The following is a 16,548-nucleotide window of genomic DNA, read 5'->3' on the forward strand; positions in this document are numbered from 1 at the left end:
CGTTCATCGGCTGTCCGCACCATCCACAGAGGATGTGGACCAGCGGTCGACAAACATGTGGATAACCGTGCGCAGCCACTGCGCGGCAACGGGTCTGTGAAGGTGGTCAAAAAAACACCGTCCGGCTTGCCAGCGCCGCCGCGACGGCCAATCATGGCGGCATGCACTTTGAACCGATCCCCCTCCCTGCCGGGCAGCTCGCCGCGCTGGAAACCGCCTACGCCGTGCCGCCGCGGGCGTACCACAACTGGTCGCACGTGCAGGCCGTCCTGCAGCACTGCCGCACGGTCGCCGAGGCCGGGCCGGGCTGGAGCCGTCCGCGCGAGGTGCAGCTGGCTGCGCTCTACCACGACGCCATCTACGACGCGGGCCGTGGCGACAACGAAGCGCGCTCGGCGGACATGGCGCGCGAGGCCATCGCGCGCTGGTTGCCGGATGCCGGGATCGATGCGGCGCGCGTGGTCGAGCTGATCGAACTGACCGCGCGCCACAGCAGACTCGCGCCTGGCGATGTGGACCCCGAGGCCGCGCTGTTCCTGGACTGCGACATGGCCATTCTGGGTGCGCCGGCGGCGGTGTTCGATGCCTACGACCGGGGCATCGCGGAGGAATACGCCGGCCACGTGCCGGGCTTCCTGTTCCGGCTGAATCGACGACGCTTCCTGAAGCAGGTGCTGGGCCAGCCGCGCATCTTCCTGAGCGACTTCTTCCACCAGCGCCTGGATGCGGCGGCGCGCGACAATCTCCGTCGCCGGGTTGAGCGCTGAACCACGCCCGCTACACTGTGCGCGCTGTTTTCCCTCCGTGTGTGGCCATGTCCGTGTCCGTTCCAGATTCCGATCCGCGTCCGCAGCCGCCGGAAGAACCCGGCCCCAACGAGTGCTGCGGCAGCGGCTGCCCGCTGTGCGTGCTGGATCTGTACAGCGATGAGCTGCAGCGCTACCGCGCTGCGCTGGCGGCGTGGAAACAGCGCCACCCCGAGGCCACCGACTGAGCAAAGGTGCTGCGATGTCGCTTCCCCTGCCACGCTCCTCCCGCTGGCCGCCGACGCATCACGGACGGGTCGCCCTGGCCACGCTGCTGGCCTTGGGACTGTTCATCGCCACCGCGCTGTGGACGCAATGGGCACGGGATGACCTGGACTGGGTGCAGGCCACGCTGAGCCTGTACCTGCACGGGCCGTGGGGGCTGGCGTTGCGCAGCGCCTACTGTGTCCTGGCGCTGGCGATCATGCTGCTGGCCCTGTCCCTGCATGCCAACAGCCGTTCACCGCGCCGCAGTGCGGCCGCACCGCTGCTGTTCTCGGTCGCCGCGCTGGGGCTGATGGGGGTGGCGATCGGCGACAGCTGGTTGCCCGGGCGCGCGCCCCTGCTGGCACCGCTGGTGCACGGGGTGTCGGCGAATACCGCCTTCCTGTGCGTGAGCGTGGCGATGCTGCTGCAGAGCTGGTACCTGCGCGCCGACCCCCGCTGGCGCGACTGGGCCGGTCCGGCGTGGTGGTGGGCCTGGCTGTGCTTCGTGCTGTTGTGGCTCCACGTGCTCTGGCGCGGGCCGCCGCGCGGCGCCGGTCAGAAGCTGGTGATCGCAGTGGTGCTGGTCTGGCTGGTGTCGGTGGCCTGGCAGCTGTGGCGGCAGGCACGCCGCGACGCGCGCTGAGCGTCCGGCCACGCTGTGTACATGCCCTTGGCAGGGCAGGGGCGTATCGTTGGCGCACTAGTCATGGGATGCGCGACGATGCGGCGAGCCGGTTGGGGGATGATGCTGGGTGTGGTGCTGGCGGGGATGTCCGGACAGGCGCTGGCCGCGCCGCCGCAGCAGCTCAGTCACGGGCGTTTCGAGAACGTGCCGGTGTACCTGCCGGACGGTCGTCCGCAACGGGTGGTGGTGTGGTTCGACGGCACCGCCGGCCATGCCGACAGCCAACAGCGCATCGATGCACTGCGTGCCGAGGGCGCCCTGGTCGCCCAGATCGATGTCGCGCATCTGCGCCAGGTGCTGGCCCGCGAGAAGAGCGGTGACTGCGCATTCGGGGCCGGTGACGTGGAGAATTTCTCGCGCTGGTTCCAGGCCTACCTGCACGTCCCGGGCTACCACCTGCCGCTGATCGGCGGCGATGGCGAGGGCGCCGCGCTGGCCTATGCCGTGGCCGCCCAGGCCGACACCCAGGTGTTCGCCGGGCTGCTCACCACCGGCTTCTGCCCATCGGGGGTACGCGAGCGCAAGGTCTGCGGTGCCGGCAGCAGCCATGGCCGCCTGCAGCCGGCCGAACTGAATTTCCCGTGGTTGAACGCGGCCGGCGATGTGCATTGCCCGGCCGGCGAGTCGGCCGCGTTCGTGCGCAGGGTCGGCATGGGGCGCCAGTTCGAGCGCACCGCACGGGGCGACGCGTTGCCCGGCCTGCTGGCCGCGGCAAAGGTGATCGGGGCGCAGAAGGGCGTCAGCCTGGCGCCGCCGCCGGATGATCTCAAGGGCCTGCCGGTGGTCGACGTGCCCTCGAGCAAGGCCGGCGATACCTTCGCCATCTTCGTCTCCGGCGACGGCGGCTGGGCAGGCCTGGACAAAGAGGTGGCCGCCTCGTTGAGCGAGGCCGGGGTGCCGGTGGTCGGCGTGGACTCGCTGCGCTACTTCTGGACCGCACGCACCCCCGAAGGCTTCGCGCGCGACCTGGAGCGCATCGCCAATCACTACAGCCGCCAGTGGCAGCGCCGCAACGTGGTGCTGGTCGGTTTCTCGCAGGGGGCCGATGTACTGCCGGCGGCGATCAATCAGCTGTCACCGGCCACGCGGGAGTCGGTGTCGATGATTGCGCTGTTGTCGGTCGGCAAGACCGCGGACTACGAATTCCATGTCAGCAACTGGCTCGGCGGCGGCGGCGATGGCCTGCCGATCGCGCCGGAGGTGGCCCGGCTGCCGGCCGGCAGGACGCTGTGCGTGTACGGCCAGGACGATGGGGACGCGCTCTGCCCGTCGCTCCCGCCCGGTGGCAACGCGCAGATCATCGCGCTGCCCGGCGATCACCATTTCAAGGGCGATTACGATCGTCTCGCGGACACCATCGTGCAGCACCTGCCCGCGCGTTGAGCGCCAGCGCCAGCGGCCAGCACCGACGCTGCGTGCCGGCACGCGATCAATCGTGCCGGCGCGGGTCCAACGAGATCAGCCGGGTTGCATCGAGCAGGGCGGCAGGCAGGTGCACGCCGCCTGGCGCGGCCAGATAGCGGGCCCGCCAGACCGGCGCGAACTTCGACTTGAAGCGACGCAGCCCGCTGAAGCCATAGAAGCGCTCACCGTGCCGCGCCACCACATTGGCGAAGCGGTTCCAGCGCCCGGCCAGGCGATGCTGGGCGAGCCCGGACAGCGGCGCCATGCCCAGCGAGAACCGGTGGAAGCCCTGTTGGCGCCCCCACAGGAACAGCTCGATGAACAGGAAATCCATGGTCCCCTTGGGCGCGTCATCGACATGCCGCATCAGGTCGACCGACAGTTCGTTCCCGGCCGGCGCCTGCCACAGATTGGCGAAGGCCACGATACGGCCCTCGGCCTCGACCAGCGCCACCGGGAAGCGTGACAGGTAGGCCGCATCGAAGCTGCCCAGCGAGAAGCCCTTTTCATCGCCGGCCTTGTCGTCCAGCCACTGCTGGGAGACCACCGACAATGCCGGCAGCAATGCTGGTACGTCCTCGGGCGTCGCAACCCGGAAGCTCAAGCCACCGCGCTTGCCGCGGTTCCAGGCCTGGCGCAGATCGGCGCGATCGCGGCCTTCCAGCGTGAAGTCCTGCAGCGGCACCATCGCCTCTTCACCGAGCTTGACCAGGGTCAGGCCGAGGTCGAGGTAGGTCTGCCAGTGCGCTTCACCGACCTGGTAGAACACCGGGCGCAGGCCCAGCCGGTCGGCCTCCTCGCGGAAGCGCCAGATCAGCGCGCGCACCACCTCCGGTGGGCCGACCGGATCGCCCATCGCGATCAGCGAACCGCCGTAGCGCTGCATCATCACGAAGCCGCGCTGCGAATCATCACGCAGCACCGCCTTGTCCGCGGTGAGCACCAGGCAGGCCTGGGTGTCCTCGGCGGCGGCCAGGATCGGGGCGAGCGCGTCCAGCGTGGACGCATCGGCGGCTGGCAGCGGACTGCGCGTGCTGTGCAGCAACCGCGCCAGGCCGAAGATGGTCAGCGCGATCGCCACCAGCAGCAACGCACGCAACGCACGTGGCGCGTTGCCCTGCAGCGCGAACTGCCACCACAGCTCGTTCTGGTATTCCACGTGGCTGTAGACGAAGAACAGCAGCCAGATCACGGCGACCAGGACCAGCCCGAGGTTGCGGATCCACGGCCATGACCAGGCTTCATCCAGCAGCGCACCCTGGCGGTAGAACTCGCGGCGCGAGGCCCACAGCGCCGCGGCCACCAGCAGCGCCGACAGCGCGATCAGTACCTGCCCACCGCGCAGCCAGATCGGCAAGGGGGAGAGCACACAGATGCCGAGTGCGAGCATCCACGCGGCATGGCTGCGTCGCTGCAGGCCCTGGCCGATCAGCAGCAGCGCGACACCCGCCAGACTGCCCAGCAGGTGCGAGGTCTCCAGGATCGGCAGCGAGGCGGTGACCAGGTGCCGGCGCGACGTGGGCAGGGTGCCGTCGATCACCAGCGCGGCGCCGACGCTGAACACCGCCAGCGCGATGATCTGGGGCAGCCACGGGCGCAGCGCGGTCCAGCCGACCCGGGTCGCCCCGGCACCGGCGCGCAGCGGGCGGCGCAGCGCCGGCGCGACCGCCAGCACCGTGGCCAGCAACAGCGGCAGCACGTAATAGGTGACACGGTAGATCAGCGCGGCGGCCAGCACCGCGGCCGGGGCCACCTGCGGCAGCAGCTTGAGCAGGCTCCACTCGAACACGCCCAGGCCGGCCGGCACGCTGGAGATCAGGCCGGCCAGCACCGCCACCAGATACAGCCCGACGAAACCGGGCAGACCGGTCGGGGTATCCATCGGCAGCAGCACATAGAAGGCCGCGCTGGCCAGCACCAGCTCGACCACGCTCAGCGCGGTGACGCCCAGCATGGTGCGCCGGTCGGGCAGCCACAGCGCGTGCCCGCGGATCTGGAAACTGCGGCCCTCGCGGCCGACCAGCAGCACCGTGCCCGCATACGCGAGCAGGCCCGCAATGCCGATCGCGCGCACCGCCTGCACCGGGATCGGCAGGGCCAGCGCCGCCGCGCCCGGTTCAAGCACGAAGGCCAGCGCCAGCAGCAGCCACGCGCCGAACACGAAGCCCAGGGTGCTCATCAACACGACCTGGCCGATCTCGCCCAGGCTCAGGCCGGCACGGCCATAGCCGCGCAGGCGTACCGCCCCCCCGGTGAGCGCGGCAAAGCCCAGCGTCTGCCCCAGCGTATGCGCGAGGAACGCGGTGATGCCGACTCGTGCCGGATGCAGGCGCTTGCCGCTGCGGCGCAGGCCGATCGCATCGAAGCCGATCAGGCACGCATAGCTGGCCAGCCCGAGCAGCACGGTCAGCGCGATCTGTCCGGCGCCGAGATGGTGGAAGGCCTCGCGGATCGCGCGGTAGCCGTGCGCGTCGAATTCGTTGGCCAGGCCGCGCAGGGCCAGGGCCAGGATCACCAGCGGGATGACGACGGTGGCGGCGCGGCGCCAGGGGGCGCGGGCCGGGGTTGGAGCAGCGGCGGTGTCGGTCATCGGTACAGCGTGCTCCGGGGTGGGCGATGAAGGAGTCAACGCAGGCGTGGCCGCCTGGCCGGCAAATCGTGCGCCTGATGCCGACGCTTGCCAAGCGGGTGCGCTGTGCATGCTGTGGCCGCTTTGCGCGCAGCATCCGGCAGGCGCGCGCCGCATCGGTGACAATGCGGTTTCATCCAGAGGAGTAATTGCCATGTTGGAACGTTTCGATGTCGGCCCGCGCATGTCCGAAATGACCGTGCACAACAAGGTCGCCTATCTCTCCGGGCAGATCCCCGAAGACACCAGCCAGGACATCACCGGCCAGACCCGTCAGGTGCTGGAAGAAATCGACAAGCTGCTGGCGCTGGTGGCCAGCGACAAGCAGCACATCCTGCGTGCGGAGATTTTCCTCGCCGACATCGGCGATTTCGCCGGCATGAATGCCGCGTGGGATGAGTGGGTGGTGGCAGGCATGACCCCGGCACGCGCCACGGTGGAAGCCAAGCTGGCCGATCCGAGCTGGAAAGTCGAGATCGTGGTGACGGCGGCCCTGCCGTAACCGCACCCTCCCGCGGCCGTCGCGAGGCGTCCAGCGCCCCGCGTTACGGCCGGCGCGCGCTGACCAGGTCGATGCAGTCCACCGGACACGGCGGGATGCAGAGCTCGCAGCCGGTGCACAGATCGGCGATGACGGTGTGCATGTACTTGGCACCGCCGACGATCGCATCGACCGGGCAGGCCTGGATGCATTTGGTGCATCCGATGCAGTCCGCTTCGATCACCACCGCGACCTGCGGTGCCTTGTGTTCGCCGCGCGAGCGGTCGAATGGCACCGCCGGCACGCCCAGCACATCCGCCAGCGCGCGCGCGCCCGCATCGCCGCCGGGCGGGCAGTGATCGATGCCCGCCGCGCCACGCGCCATGGCCTCGGCATACGGGCGGCAGCCGTCGTAGCCGCATTGCCCGCATTGGGTCTGCGGCAACAGTCGATCGAGGCGTTCGGTCAAGGTGTCGATGGTGGGGCTCATGGCGTGGCGGTGGCTGCGCGGTGGGGCATCAGGCCCGGCTGTGCCGGGCAGTGGGCGTGCTCGCCGGTTCCGCCCGACGGGACTTGATGGGCTTGCCGCGATACCAGGGCTCGTGGGCGAGCGCGAGCATGGGGCGGTCTTCGCGGCTGTCGCCGTAGGCGTGGATGCGCAGGTAGCGCGCGAGGTCGTAACGCCGGCGGATGTGCTCCACCTTGCGCGGCCCGCAGTCGCCCTCGGCGTAGCGCCCGGTGAGGCGTCCGTCGCGGCTTTCCAGCCGGTTGCAGATCAGGTCCAGCCCCAGCGCCTCGCACCACGGCCGCAGATACAGGTCCAGCGAGCCGGACACGATCACCACGGTGTGCTGCTGCGTGAGGTGCCAGTGGATCTGGTCGAGCATCTCCGGCCGCATCACCTCGGGCAGCACGTCACGCGCATAGCCCGCGGCCTGCGCGGTGATGTCCTCGACATGGCGGTCGGTGAAGGTCAGGCGGGTGACGCGCGCGCGCAGGCGCTTGGCCGAGATCAGCTTGAGGCGGTAGGCCAGCAGCCACGGACCCACTTTCCACCAGGCCCGTGCAAGCTGTTCGGGGGTGGCCACACGGCGCAGGAAGCGGCCGTAGGTATCGCAGGTGGTGACCGTGTGGTCGAAATCGAACAGCGCCAGTTCCAACCCACACCTCCAGGCAGAAGAGCGTGGCAGGGCGACCGCGTGGCCGCCCTGCCGCCGCGGTCAGCGGATCGGCATGCCCGGCAGCGCGGCGCTGTCGGCGTCCAGCAGGGCGAGCGCGCCACCGTCGAAACCGGCCGACAGGATCATGCCTTCGCTCAGGCCGAAGCGCATCTTGCGCGGGGCCAGGTTGGCGATGAACACCACGCTGCGGCCGACCAGCTGTTCCGGCTCGCCGTAGCTGGCGCGGATGCCGGAGAAGATCTGGCGCTTGCCCAGGTCACCGGCATCGAGTTCGAAGCGCAGCAGCTTGTCCGAGCCTTCCACGAACTCGCAGACCAGCACCTTGCCGATGCGCAGATCCAGCTTGGCGAAGTCGTCGATGCCGATGTAGGCCGGTGCGGCCTCGCCATCGGCCGCAGCGACCGGCGCCGGTGCGGCAGCGGGCTTGGCCGGTTTGGCCGGGGCGGCGGGGGCCGGGATGGCGGCCTGCAGGGTGTCCTTGGAAGCGTCGGTCATGGCGTCGATTTTTTTCGGGTCGATACGGGTGAACAGGGGCTCGTACACCGCGATGGTGTGCGCGGTCAGCGGGGCGGCGATGTCGGTCCAGGCGTGCACCGGCGCGGCCAGGAAGGCCTCTGCCTGCGCGGCGGTGGCCGGCAGCACCGGCTTGAGCGCGGTGACCAGCACGCGGAACAGGTTCAGGCCCTGGGTACAGACCGACTGCAGCTGCGCGTCCGCGCCCTCCTGCTTGGCGATCACCCACGGCTTTTCATCGTCGATGTAGCGGTTGGCCTCGTCGGCCAGTGCCATGGTCTGGCGCAGCGCGCTGGCCGGATCGTTGCGCTCGTACGCCTCGCGGATCGGCGCCAGCGCGGCGACGAAGCGGTCGTACTGGGCCGCATCGGGCAGCGCAGCGGCCAGGCGACCTTCGAAGCGCTTGCTGATGAAGCCGGCGCAGCGGCTGGCCAGGTTGACGAACTTGCCGACCAGGTCCGCGTTGACGCGCGCGATGAAGTCGCCCAGGTTGAGGTCGAGATCGTCCACGCCGCCGGAGGACTTGGCCGCGAAGTAATAGCGCAGCGCTTCCGGTTCGAGCCCTTCATCCAGGTAGGTGCGGGCCATCACGAAGGTGCCGCGCGACTTGGACATCTTGGCGCCGTCCACGGTCAGGTAGCCGTTGACGTGCAGGCGGGTCGGCGCACGGTGGCCGGTGCCATGCAGCACCGCCGGCCAGAACAGACCGTGGAAGTTCACGATGTCCTTGCCGATGAAGTGGTGCAGCTCGGTGCTGGTGCCGGCGCGCAGGTGCGCGTCGAAGTCTTCGCCGGTCTTCGCGCACAGGGCCTGGAAGCTGGACAGGTAACCGATCGGCGCGTCGAGCCAGACGTAGAAGTACTTGCCCGGGTGGCCCGGAATCTGGAAGCCGAAGTACGGCGCATCGCGCGAAATGTCCCACGCGCGGAGGCCGCCTTCGGCGTTGAGCCACTCACCCAGCTTGGCCTTGACGCCGGGCAGGGCGACGTCGCCGGCCAGCCACTCGCGCAGGAAGCCTTCGAAGCGGCCGACCTCGAAGAAGAAATGCTCCGAATCGCGGATTTCCGGCGTGGCGCCGGAGATCACCGATTTCGGGTCCTTCAGGTCGGTAGGACTATAGGTGGCACCACACACTTCGCAGTTGTCGCCGTACTGGTCCGGGGTGCCGCAGTTCGGGCAGATGCCCTTGATGTAGCGATCCGGCAGGAACATGCCTTTGGCCGGGTCATAGAACTGGGCCACGGAGCGGCGCGCGATGTGGCCTTCGGCCTCGAGCTTGAGGTAGAAGGCTTCGGTCAGCGCCTTGTTGGCCGCCGAGTTGGTGGAGTCGTAGTGGTCGAACGCAACGCCGAACGCGGCGAAATCGCGCTCATGGCTGGCCTGGATGTTGGCGATGAAGGCCTCCGGGGTCACGCCGGCCTTTTCGGCCGCGAGCATGATCGGGGTGCCATGGGTGTCATCGGCGCAGACGAACCAGGTCTTGCCGCCGCTCATTCGACGCGCGCGCACCCAGATGTCAGCCTGGATGTAGCCGACCAGGTGGCCCAGGTGCAGCGGGCCGTTGGCGTAGGGCAGGGCGGTGGTGACGAGAGCGGTGCGGGTCATGATGGGCGCTGTTGCCAGGGGAACCGGGGATTATCGCACGCCAAAACGCAGTAACCCGGCCGAAGCCGGGTTACGGGGGCTGGAACCCGCGCCGGGCTTACTCGCGGACCCAGGTCTGGGCGCGGCAGATGAAGGCCACGCAGCCGGACACGTCCAGCTTGGCGCCGCCGGTCTGCAGCTTCATCTTGGACTTGTAGGTCTTGCCGTTGCCCGGATCCAGGATGGTGCCGCCGGACCAGGCGTTGGCGCCATCGGCCTTCAGGTTCCACAGGATGGTCATGCCCTTGACCGGCTTGTTCTTGTTGGCGCCCTCGCAGCCGTCGCAGACCGGATTGGGGCCCTTGTCGGAGTGCAGGATGTCCACGACCTTGCCGGTCAGGGTGCCGTTGGTGGCCTGGGTGATCTCCACGATCGACTTCACCTTGCCTGTCTTGTCGTCGATGGTCTTCCAGCGGCCGACGGCGCCGTCGGCGGCGCTGGCCGACATCGCGGCCATCATCAGCGGCAGCGCCAGCAACAGGGTCTTGAAAGTCTTGCGCATGTTCCCCTCCCAGGGATGTCCGTGAACGCCGGCGCAGGCGGCCGGTACAGGGCCGACTGTATACCCATTCGCTCCGGTACGGAACGTGCCCGGCGCACGGTTCAGCCGGCGTCGGCCGGGATCTCGTACAGCTCCAGCGGCAGGTCGTCCGGGTCGGCGAAGAAGGTGAACCGGCGGCCGGTGTACTCGTCCACCCGGATCGGCTCGCAGGCCACGCCGGCCGCGGTCAGCCGCTCGATCATCGGTTCCAGCGCGTGCACGCGGAAGGCCAGGTGGCGCAGGCCCTGCGCCTCCGGGCGGCTGGGGCGGGGCGGTGCGCCCGGGAAGGAGAACAGCTCCAGCTGGCTGCCGTCGGGCAGGGCCAGGTCGAGCTTCCAGGAGTCGCGCGCCTGCCGGTAGTTCTCGGCGATGACCCGCAGCCCGAGCACGCGCGTGTAGAACGCCTTCGAGCGTGCGTAGTCCGCGGCGATCAACGCCACGTGGTGCACGCCGAACAAGAGAGAAGTGTGCGTATCGTTCATTGCAGGGTGTCCAGCCAGCGCCGGGCGATCTGCAGCGCCAGCGGATAGGGTTCGGGGGCGTTGCGGTTGCTGAGCACGATCACCGTGAGGCGCTGCGCCGGATAGCGCAGGATCACGTTGCGGAAGCCGATGCTCTCGCCGCTGTGCCACTGCGCGCCACCGTTGAGACGCCAGCCGAAACCGTAGAACGGCACGTCCGGCTCGGCGGTGCGCGTGGCAGGCGAGAACATCTGCTTCAACGATGTCGCCTTCAGCAGGCGCTGGTCATAGAGCGCCGCGTCCCAGCGGGCCAGGTCATCCAGCGACGCATACACGCCGCCATCGCCGAGCACCGCACTGGTCGGGCTCTGGTCGGTGCGCTGCCAGCGCCCGTCTTGCTCGCTGTAACCGTAGGCGCGGCGCGCGATATCGTACACGCCGTCCTGGTGGGCGACGCTGTCGTGCATGCCGAGCGGCAGGAAGATGCGCTGGCGCAGGAAGCGGGCGAAATCGGTGCCGGAGGCCTTGCCGACCACCAGCGCCAGCAGCGCGTAACCGCTGTTGCTGTAGCGGTAGGTCGTGCCCGGGGCGAAGTACGTTCGATCCTGGCCTTCCAGTAGATGCAGGACATCCTGGTCATGCACCTGCGCGGTCGCGTCGGCGGCCATCAGGTCTTCGTAATCGAGCAGGCCGCCGGTGTGGCTGAGCAGCTGGCGCAGGGTGATCGCATCCGCCGCAGCCGGCAGCGAGGGCAGCCAGCGTTTCACGGGATCGTCCAGGGTCAGCGCGCCATCTTCGGCCAGCAGCAGGATCGCCGCGGCGGTGAACTGCTTGCTGACCGAGGCCAGGCGGAAATTGGTCTGCGCAGTCACCGCGGTGCCATCTTCCAGCACCGCCAACCCGTAGCCGCGACGGAACACCGGTTTGCCGTCGTGCAGTACCAGCACTGCCGCGCCCGGAACCTGGCCGTCGTAGCGCTGCATCAGCGCATCGATGCCCGGGTCCGGTGGCGTCAGCACCGGCGCTGCCACGACAGCACCGCTCCCGGCGATGCACATCGCACTGATCCACACACGCAGATGCCGGACGATGTGCATGCTCGTTTCCTTCGGGGGTCAGGGCGCAGGTGTTGTCGCACCCTTCTGGCTGGCGATCCAGCGGGCGATCTTGGCATCCAGGATGTCCAGCGGCATCGAGCCGTCGCGCAGCACTTCCTCATGGAAGCGGCGCGCGTCGAAACGCGGCCCCAGCGCCGCCTTGGCCTTGTCGCGCAGCTCCATCATCTTCAGCTCGCCCAGCCCGTTGGCCAGGGTCTGGCCGGGCAGGGCCATGAAGCGCTCGACTTCGGCGGTGGCATCGGCGGCGCTCATGTCCGCGGTCTTGACCAGGTAATCGACCGCCTGGCGCTTGCTCCAGCCCTGCGCGTGCACGCCGGTGTCGGCGGACATGCGCGCGGCGCGGGTCAGCGCGGCCTGCAGGTAGCCGATGCGCTCGTACGGATCCCGGTAGACGCCCAGTTCCTCGCCCAGCGATTCGGCGTACAGGCCCCAGCCTTCGACGAAGGCGATGTCGCCGCCCAGGCGACGGAAGCGCGGCAGCTTGTCCAGTTCCTGCTGCAGGCCCAGCTGCACGTGATGGCCCGGGATGCCCTCATGCAGGAACTGCATCGGCGCGGACCAGCGGCGGCGGCTCGGCAGATCGCCGGTGTTGATGTACAGCACGCCCGGGCGCATCCCGTCCGGCAGCGGCTGCTGGTAGCTCACCGCGCCGGCGGTGGCCGTGCGCTCGGGCTCGACCGCGCGGATCTCCATCGGCGCCTTCGGCAGCGTGCCGAGCAGGGTCGGCAGGCGCGCATTGACCTGGCTCTGCAGCTGCTTGTACCGGTTGATCAGCGCATCGGCGTTGGCGTACTGGAAATCGCGGTCGGTACGCATGGTGCGCAGCAGCTTCTGCTGCGAGCCGCGAAGCCTGTTCTCTTTCATGATCGTGGCGATCTGCGCCTGCAGCGAGGCCACGCGCTGTTCGGCCAGTGCATGGATCTGCTCGGGCGTCAGCGTGGAGGCGGTGCTCTGCACGATGGTCTGCGCATACCAGGCCTTGCCGCCGGGCAGGCCGGCCAGGCCATCGGTGCTGCGCGCGGCGGGCAGGTACTCGGTGGCGATGAAACCGCGCAGGGCGCGGTAGGACGGCATGATGCGGAACTCGATCATGCGCTTGTACTCGGCGGTGATCCGCGCCTTGTCGGCCGCCGGGAAATCCTCGGGCAGGTTGCGCACCGGCGCCCAGAAGATGCTCTCTTCGGCGGTCGGCTTGATCACCGCATCCAGCTGCGGCAGCACTTTTTCCATCAGATCGCGCGGCTGCACCACGCCGGCGGCCATGCCCTGGCGCATGTTCGCGATGGCCTGTTCGAACAGGGCGGGAATGCCCAGCGAACGGCGCGACCAGCCGTCGTAATCCTGCACCGTGTTGAACGGCTGCGCGCCGGAGCCGGAGCCGAGGATGGCCATGATGCTGCCCAGGTTGTAGTACTGGCTCACCGGCAACATCCAGCCGGGGAACTGCTCGGCGGCCAGCGACATGCGCGCGTCGCGCACGAAGATCTCGTAGCTGAGCAGGTCCTGGCCGCTCAGTCCGTCCGGACCGATCTTCTCGACCTTGCCCAGCCATTCCACGGTGAAGTCATGCGACTGCTGCCGATAGGCGGCCGAAAGGATGTTGGAGAGCTGGTCGTTGTGGCGGCTGTCGCCCTGGAAGGTGGCCTGCAGCGGATTGAGCCGCATCGAGGCATCCCAGTATTCGTCGTAGATGCGGTCCAGCTGGGCGGCCTTGCTCTGCTGGCGCACCAGCGGCTGGCGGGCCGGGGCGGCGGCCGGGCGTGCACGCGGCTTGGCCTTGGGCTTGGCGGCGGGCCGGGACTGCGTCGCGGCGGGCCGGGTGGCCTTTTTCTTGGCAGCTTCGGCCGGGGCGGCGGCGCTGAAGGCCATCAATGCGGCGATGGCAAGCGCCAGGGCGCGGGCGGGGTGGGGCATCGGCTGTTTCCGTAAACGCACAGACACGGGAGCTTGCCCGATTCGCCTGCGTACGGCCAGCATCGCTCCCCGGTCAGCTTTGTCATGTACGGCGCCCAGTCAGCTGCGGCAGCGCAGGGCTGCCGCAGGCATCAGCGATCGCCGGCGCGGGTGAACGGCATGGTTTCCGGGGCGACCGCGCCGCCGGAGATGATGAAACTCATCGCCTGGTCCACGGTCCAGTCGGTGGGCGTCAACAGCTCGACCGGCACGATTTCCAGATAGCCCGACGTCGGATTGGGGGTGGTGGGTACGTATACAGCGGCCAGCTCGCGGCCGCTGCCTTCTTCCTTCATCACCCGCGTCACCAGGCCGACCGACTTCATGTCGCGATGCGGGAAGTCGATCAGCACCACGCGCTGGGTGCTGCCCGGTTCGGTCTGCAGCATGTCCAGCAGCTTCTTGGCGCTGTCGTAGATGATGCTCGCCAGCGGGATGCGCTTGATCACCGCACCGAACCAGCGCAGCAGGCGCTGGCCGATCACGCGGCGGCTGAGCACGCCGACCGACAGGATCACCAGCAGGGTGGCGGCCAGGGCGATGATGTCCTGCATCCACTCGACCTTGATCCAGCCCAGGTAATGCGGGAACGAGGCGGCGATCTGCTCGGACAGCGGCACCACCAGCGGGCTGGAAATGCCCGAGAGCAGCACGAACACGAATTTGACCACCACCCAGGTCAGCCAGATCGGCAGCAGGGTCAGCAGGCCGGTCAGGAACAGCCGCTGCAGGGAGGGACGCGGAACGAGTTGGGGGGCTTCGGGCGACATCCGCGCATTGTAGCGGGGGCGATGCCCGGTTTACGCTGCCGGTCCCCGCAGGACGCGGGGTCCGGGGAGAACACTGTGGTGAGGAATGGACTGAAATGGGTGGTCGTCTCGATCCTGAGCCTGCTGCTGGCCGTGGCCGGACTCTGGGCCGCCTCGCGGTTCTGGCCGCTGCCGGCCGAGCAGCGCGAGGCGATGCGGCTGCTGCAGGCACCGCTGCCCACGCCCGGCGCGAATGGCTTCAGCGCGTTGTGGACCCTGCGCCATGACGGCCTGGATGCCGCCGGCCGCGAGGCCGTGATGGCGCAGGATGCCGCGCGTTGGCGCCAGGGGACGCCCGGCCAGCGGCCCCAGGACTCCAGCGCGGACGGGCGCTACCCCACGACCCTGCGTCCGGGCTCGGCGAGCTGCGGCCGCCGGGCCGTCGGCTGTCTCGAGGCGGTGCGCGCCGACCCCGACAGGTTCCAGGCCGCGCATGCCGGCCACGAAGCGTTTCACCAGCGCGTGGCTGCGATCGCCGGCTACGGTCACTTCGTCTCCCCGTTCACGCCGTTCGACACCGATCCGATGGTGCCGCTGCCGGCCTTCCAGCCGGTGTTCGATCCGGTGTCCGCGCACGCGCTTGCCCATGTGCGTGGCGACAGTGGCGCCGCACTGGCCGGTGCCTGTGGGGACATCCTCAGTGGGCGCCGGATGGCCGGGCAGGGCGACACCCTGGTCACCAGCATGATCGGCGCGGCGATGGTGGAGAGCAACGCGCGGGTGCTGGCCGACATCCTGGTCGAACTGCCCGCGGATGCGCCCGTGCCTGCGGTCTGCGACGCTGCTCTGGCGCCAATGACGCCTGACGAGCAGAGCCTGTGCACCGCGATGCGCGGTGAGTTCGCGCTGGCCGGGGCGGGGCTGCGTCTATCGAGCGGGGATCCGGAGGGAAATCGCCTGCTGTTGGATGTGCCACGCACCCAGGCACGCATCGCGCCGCGCTACGCGTGGGCATGCGCGGCGAGCGCCGAGCTGGTGGCCGCGCGGGATGCGCCCACGCCGATTCCCGGGCCGGCGCAGGATCGCTTCGCCTGCATCGCCAATCCGCTGGGCTGCACCCTGGCCAACATCAGCGGACCGGACATGCGGCAGTACGCGGGCCGCCCGCAGGACGCCGCCGCGATGCTGCGCCTGGTGGCGGCGCAGCGCTGGCTGCGGCAACAGCCCGTGGCGGCGTCCGTGGCGCTGCAGACGTTGCCGGAGGCGCTGCGCTCGCCCACGCGCACGCCGGTGCTCAGCGAAGAGGGGCAGTGGTTGCAGGTGGATCGGCGCGTGGTCGTGGACGAGCTCGGGCCGACACTGCGGGTGCCGATGCGCGCGCCGGCACGGTAAGCGGCGCGCGGTTGGCGGCGTCCTAGCGGTCGTCCGTCGCCTCCAAGGGCTGGAATGCACTGCCATCGCCCACCGTCTCCAGCGTCCAGCGGCGTGGCGAGGTGAGGGTCTCCCAGCGCACGCTGTCTTCGTCCGAGTCGATGCTGCCCTCGGTGTAGCGCACGCGGCGGGTCGCGTAGTTGATGCTCAGGCTTTCGGTGTGGCCCGAGTTGCGCATCAGCGAGCTGTTGTCGTAGCCGATCAACGCGAAAGCGCCGTCCTGCCAGCGGAAGGTGAAGCTGGCCGAACCCGTCGACCAGCTGCCGGCGTTGGAGAAGAAGTACAGCGTGGTGCGCAGCGTGCCGCGCACGATCGAGACGCCGGGACCGTCCTCGAAGACATCGGACAGGTTCGGCGCCTCGTGGCGGGTGATCAACGTGTGGTTCTGCGCGGCGAGCGTGTAACCGCCCGCCGGGCCAGCGAACGCAATGGCGAGCATGCGCGGGTTGCTGTCCAGCGGGCTGATGCCGAAGCCATCGTGTTCGACGATGTTGCGCGGGTCCTGCTGGCGCAGCACCAGCACGAGATCATCGCGTTTGTCGCCGTTGAGATCGCCGCTGAGCTGTTCCTCGATGCGCCACCCGGACGGCAGGAAACCCTCGGCCGTGGTGGCGCGCGCCGGCAGCACCGGATAGTCGACCGGCGGTATCCGCAGTTCCTGCGCAGACGCGGTCAGGGCGGTGAGCAGCAGCGGGGTCAACAGGAGCAGGCGCATGGTCTTCCGTGGCGGTGATCAGGCGCGCGA

The 16,548-nt window shown here is 69.3% G+C and carries 16 protein-coding genes; 6 read left to right on the forward strand and 10 right to left on the reverse strand.

The window, feature by feature from the left end; translation table 11 throughout:
* Nucleotides 1–161: 161 nt before the first annotated feature.
* The 4 genes from HH110_RS08090 to HH110_RS08105 all read left to right on the forward strand — a co-directional run bounded on the left by HH110_RS08090 (nucleotide 162) and on the right by HH110_RS08105 (nucleotide 3,081).
* Nucleotides 162–767, forward strand: coding sequence for a hypothetical protein (locus HH110_RS08090; protein ID WP_176989222.1), 606 nt, complete (start codon nucleotides 162–164; stop codon nucleotides 765–767).
* Nucleotides 768–814: 47 nt separating this feature from the next.
* Nucleotides 815–994 (forward strand): oxidoreductase-like domain-containing protein, encoded by a 180-nt coding sequence (locus tag HH110_RS08095; protein ID WP_176989223.1) that lies wholly within the window; start codon nucleotides 815–817, stop codon nucleotides 992–994.
* Between the two features lie 14 nt (nucleotides 995–1,008).
* Nucleotides 1,009–1,656, forward strand: coding sequence for a DUF998 domain-containing protein (locus tag HH110_RS08100; protein WP_241696479.1), 648 nt, complete (start codon nucleotides 1,009–1,011; stop codon nucleotides 1,654–1,656).
* 78 nt (nucleotides 1,657–1,734) lie between these two features.
* A complete protein-coding gene (locus HH110_RS08105) occupies nucleotides 1,735–3,081 on the forward strand; it encodes a virulence factor family protein (RefSeq protein ID WP_176989224.1) in 1,347 nt (448 codons plus the stop codon).
* A 46-nt stretch (nucleotides 3,082–3,127) separates the two neighbouring features.
* Here the strand turns inward: HH110_RS08105 and mprF are convergent, their stop codons facing one another.
* A complete protein-coding gene (gene mprF / locus HH110_RS08110; protein ID WP_176989225.1) occupies nucleotides 3,128–5,692 on the reverse strand; it encodes a bifunctional lysylphosphatidylglycerol flippase/synthetase MprF in 2,565 nt (854 codons plus the stop codon).
* Between the two features lie 193 nt (nucleotides 5,693–5,885).
* Between mprF and HH110_RS08115 the strand changes: the two genes are divergently transcribed.
* Nucleotides 5,886–6,233: a RidA family protein gene (locus HH110_RS08115; protein WP_019183404.1), complete on the forward strand. Its 348-nt coding sequence runs from the start codon at nucleotides 5,886–5,888 to the stop codon at nucleotides 6,231–6,233.
* Between the two features lie 43 nt (nucleotides 6,234–6,276).
* Here HH110_RS08115 and rnfB read toward each other — a convergent pair whose 3' ends face one another.
* The 8 genes from rnfB to HH110_RS08155 all read right to left on the reverse strand — a co-directional run bounded on the left by rnfB (nucleotide 6,277) and on the right by HH110_RS08155 (nucleotide 14,393).
* Entirely contained in the window at nucleotides 6,277–6,702 is a 426-nt protein-coding gene (gene rnfB, locus HH110_RS08120; protein WP_176989226.1) for an Rnf electron transport complex subunit RnfB, read from the reverse strand.
* A 28-nt stretch (nucleotides 6,703–6,730) separates the two neighbouring features.
* The gene (locus HH110_RS08125) at nucleotides 6,731–7,372 is read right to left on the reverse strand and encodes an HAD family hydrolase (RefSeq protein ID WP_176989227.1); all 642 of its coding nucleotides are present in this window, start codon (nucleotides 7,370–7,372) and stop codon (nucleotides 6,731–6,733) included.
* A 60-nt stretch (nucleotides 7,373–7,432) separates the two neighbouring features.
* Nucleotides 7,433–9,511, reverse strand: a complete 2,079-nt coding sequence (metG, locus tag HH110_RS08130) for a methionine--tRNA ligase (protein WP_176989228.1) — start codon at nucleotides 9,509–9,511, stop codon at nucleotides 7,433–7,435.
* 97 nt (nucleotides 9,512–9,608) lie between these two features.
* Nucleotides 9,609–10,052: a DUF2147 domain-containing protein gene (locus HH110_RS08135; RefSeq protein WP_070425636.1), complete on the reverse strand. Its 444-nt coding sequence runs from the start codon at nucleotides 10,050–10,052 to the stop codon at nucleotides 9,609–9,611.
* A gap of 101 nt (nucleotides 10,053–10,153) precedes the next feature.
* The gene (locus HH110_RS08140; RefSeq protein ID WP_176989229.1) at nucleotides 10,154–10,573 is read right to left on the reverse strand and encodes a VOC family protein; all 420 of its coding nucleotides are present in this window, start codon (nucleotides 10,571–10,573) and stop codon (nucleotides 10,154–10,156) included.
* Nucleotides 10,570–11,610, reverse strand: coding sequence for a serine hydrolase (locus tag HH110_RS08145; protein WP_176989517.1), 1,041 nt, complete (start codon nucleotides 11,608–11,610; stop codon nucleotides 10,570–10,572). Before HH110_RS08145 ends, HH110_RS08140 begins: the two co-directional genes overlap by 4 nt.
* 57 nt (nucleotides 11,611–11,667) lie before the next feature.
* A complete protein-coding gene (locus tag HH110_RS08150) occupies nucleotides 11,668–13,584 on the reverse strand; it encodes a DUF885 family protein (protein ID WP_176989230.1) in 1,917 nt (638 codons plus the stop codon).
* A gap of 131 nt (nucleotides 13,585–13,715) precedes the next feature.
* Nucleotides 13,716–14,393: a DUF502 domain-containing protein gene (locus HH110_RS08155; protein ID WP_070425632.1), complete on the reverse strand. Its 678-nt coding sequence runs from the start codon at nucleotides 14,391–14,393 to the stop codon at nucleotides 13,716–13,718.
* 99 nt (nucleotides 14,394–14,492) lie between these two features.
* Here HH110_RS08155 and HH110_RS08160 point away from each other — a divergent pair, with 99 nt between their 5' ends.
* Nucleotides 14,493–15,764 (forward strand): hypothetical protein, encoded by a 1,272-nt coding sequence (locus tag HH110_RS08160; RefSeq protein WP_176989231.1) that lies wholly within the window; start codon nucleotides 14,493–14,495, stop codon nucleotides 15,762–15,764.
* A 22-nt stretch (nucleotides 15,765–15,786) separates the two neighbouring features.
* Here HH110_RS08160 and HH110_RS08165 read toward each other — a convergent pair whose 3' ends face one another.
* The gene (locus tag HH110_RS08165) at nucleotides 15,787–16,518 is read right to left on the reverse strand and encodes a hypothetical protein (protein WP_176989232.1); all 732 of its coding nucleotides are present in this window, start codon (nucleotides 16,516–16,518) and stop codon (nucleotides 15,787–15,789) included.
* Nucleotides 16,519–16,548 lie beyond the last annotated feature (30 nt).

It is taken from the genome of Stenotrophomonas sp. SAM-B (assembly GCF_013387485.1).
Lineage (GTDB): Bacteria > Pseudomonadota > Gammaproteobacteria > Xanthomonadales > Xanthomonadaceae > Stenotrophomonas > Stenotrophomonas maltophilia_AA.

Excerpts from the sequence above, each read along its gene's own strand:
- HH110_RS08145 (WP_176989517.1), bottom strand. The coding sequence starts at position 11,610 with ATGTGCATCGCCGGGAGCGGTGCTGTCGTGGCAGCGCCGGTGCTGACG.
- metG (WP_176989228.1), bottom strand. The coding sequence starts at position 9,511 with ATGACCCGCACCGCTCTCGTCACCACCGCCCTGCCCTACGCCAACGGC.
- HH110_RS08095 (WP_176989223.1), top strand. The coding sequence starts at position 815 with ATGTCCGTGTCCGTTCCAGATTCCGATCCGCGTCCGCAGCCGCCGGAA.
- HH110_RS08105 (WP_176989224.1), top strand. The coding sequence starts at position 1,735 with ATGCGGCGAGCCGGTTGGGGGATGATGCTGGGTGTGGTGCTGGCGGGG.
- rnfB (WP_176989226.1), bottom strand. The coding sequence starts at position 6,702 with ATGAGCCCCACCATCGACACCTTGACCGAACGCCTCGATCGACTGTTG.
- mprF (WP_176989225.1), bottom strand. The coding sequence starts at position 5,692 with ATGACCGACACCGCCGCTGCTCCAACCCCGGCCCGCGCCCCCTGGCGC.
- HH110_RS08155 (WP_070425632.1), bottom strand. The coding sequence starts at position 14,393 with ATGTCGCCCGAAGCCCCCCAACTCGTTCCGCGTCCCTCCCTGCAGCGG.
- HH110_RS08150 (WP_176989230.1), bottom strand. The coding sequence starts at position 13,584 with ATGCCCCACCCCGCCCGCGCCCTGGCGCTTGCCATCGCCGCATTGATG.
- HH110_RS08165 (WP_176989232.1), bottom strand. The coding sequence starts at position 16,518 with ATGCGCCTGCTCCTGTTGACCCCGCTGCTGCTCACCGCCCTGACCGCG.
- HH110_RS08140 (WP_176989229.1), bottom strand. The coding sequence starts at position 10,573 with ATGAACGATACGCACACTTCTCTCTTGTTCGGCGTGCACCACGTGGCG.
- HH110_RS08115 (WP_019183404.1), top strand. The coding sequence starts at position 5,886 with ATGTTGGAACGTTTCGATGTCGGCCCGCGCATGTCCGAAATGACCGTG.
- HH110_RS08135 (WP_070425636.1), bottom strand. The coding sequence starts at position 10,052 with ATGCGCAAGACTTTCAAGACCCTGTTGCTGGCGCTGCCGCTGATGATG.
- HH110_RS08090 (WP_176989222.1), top strand. The coding sequence starts at position 162 with ATGCACTTTGAACCGATCCCCCTCCCTGCCGGGCAGCTCGCCGCGCTG.
- HH110_RS08100 (WP_241696479.1), top strand. The coding sequence starts at position 1,009 with ATGTCGCTTCCCCTGCCACGCTCCTCCCGCTGGCCGCCGACGCATCAC.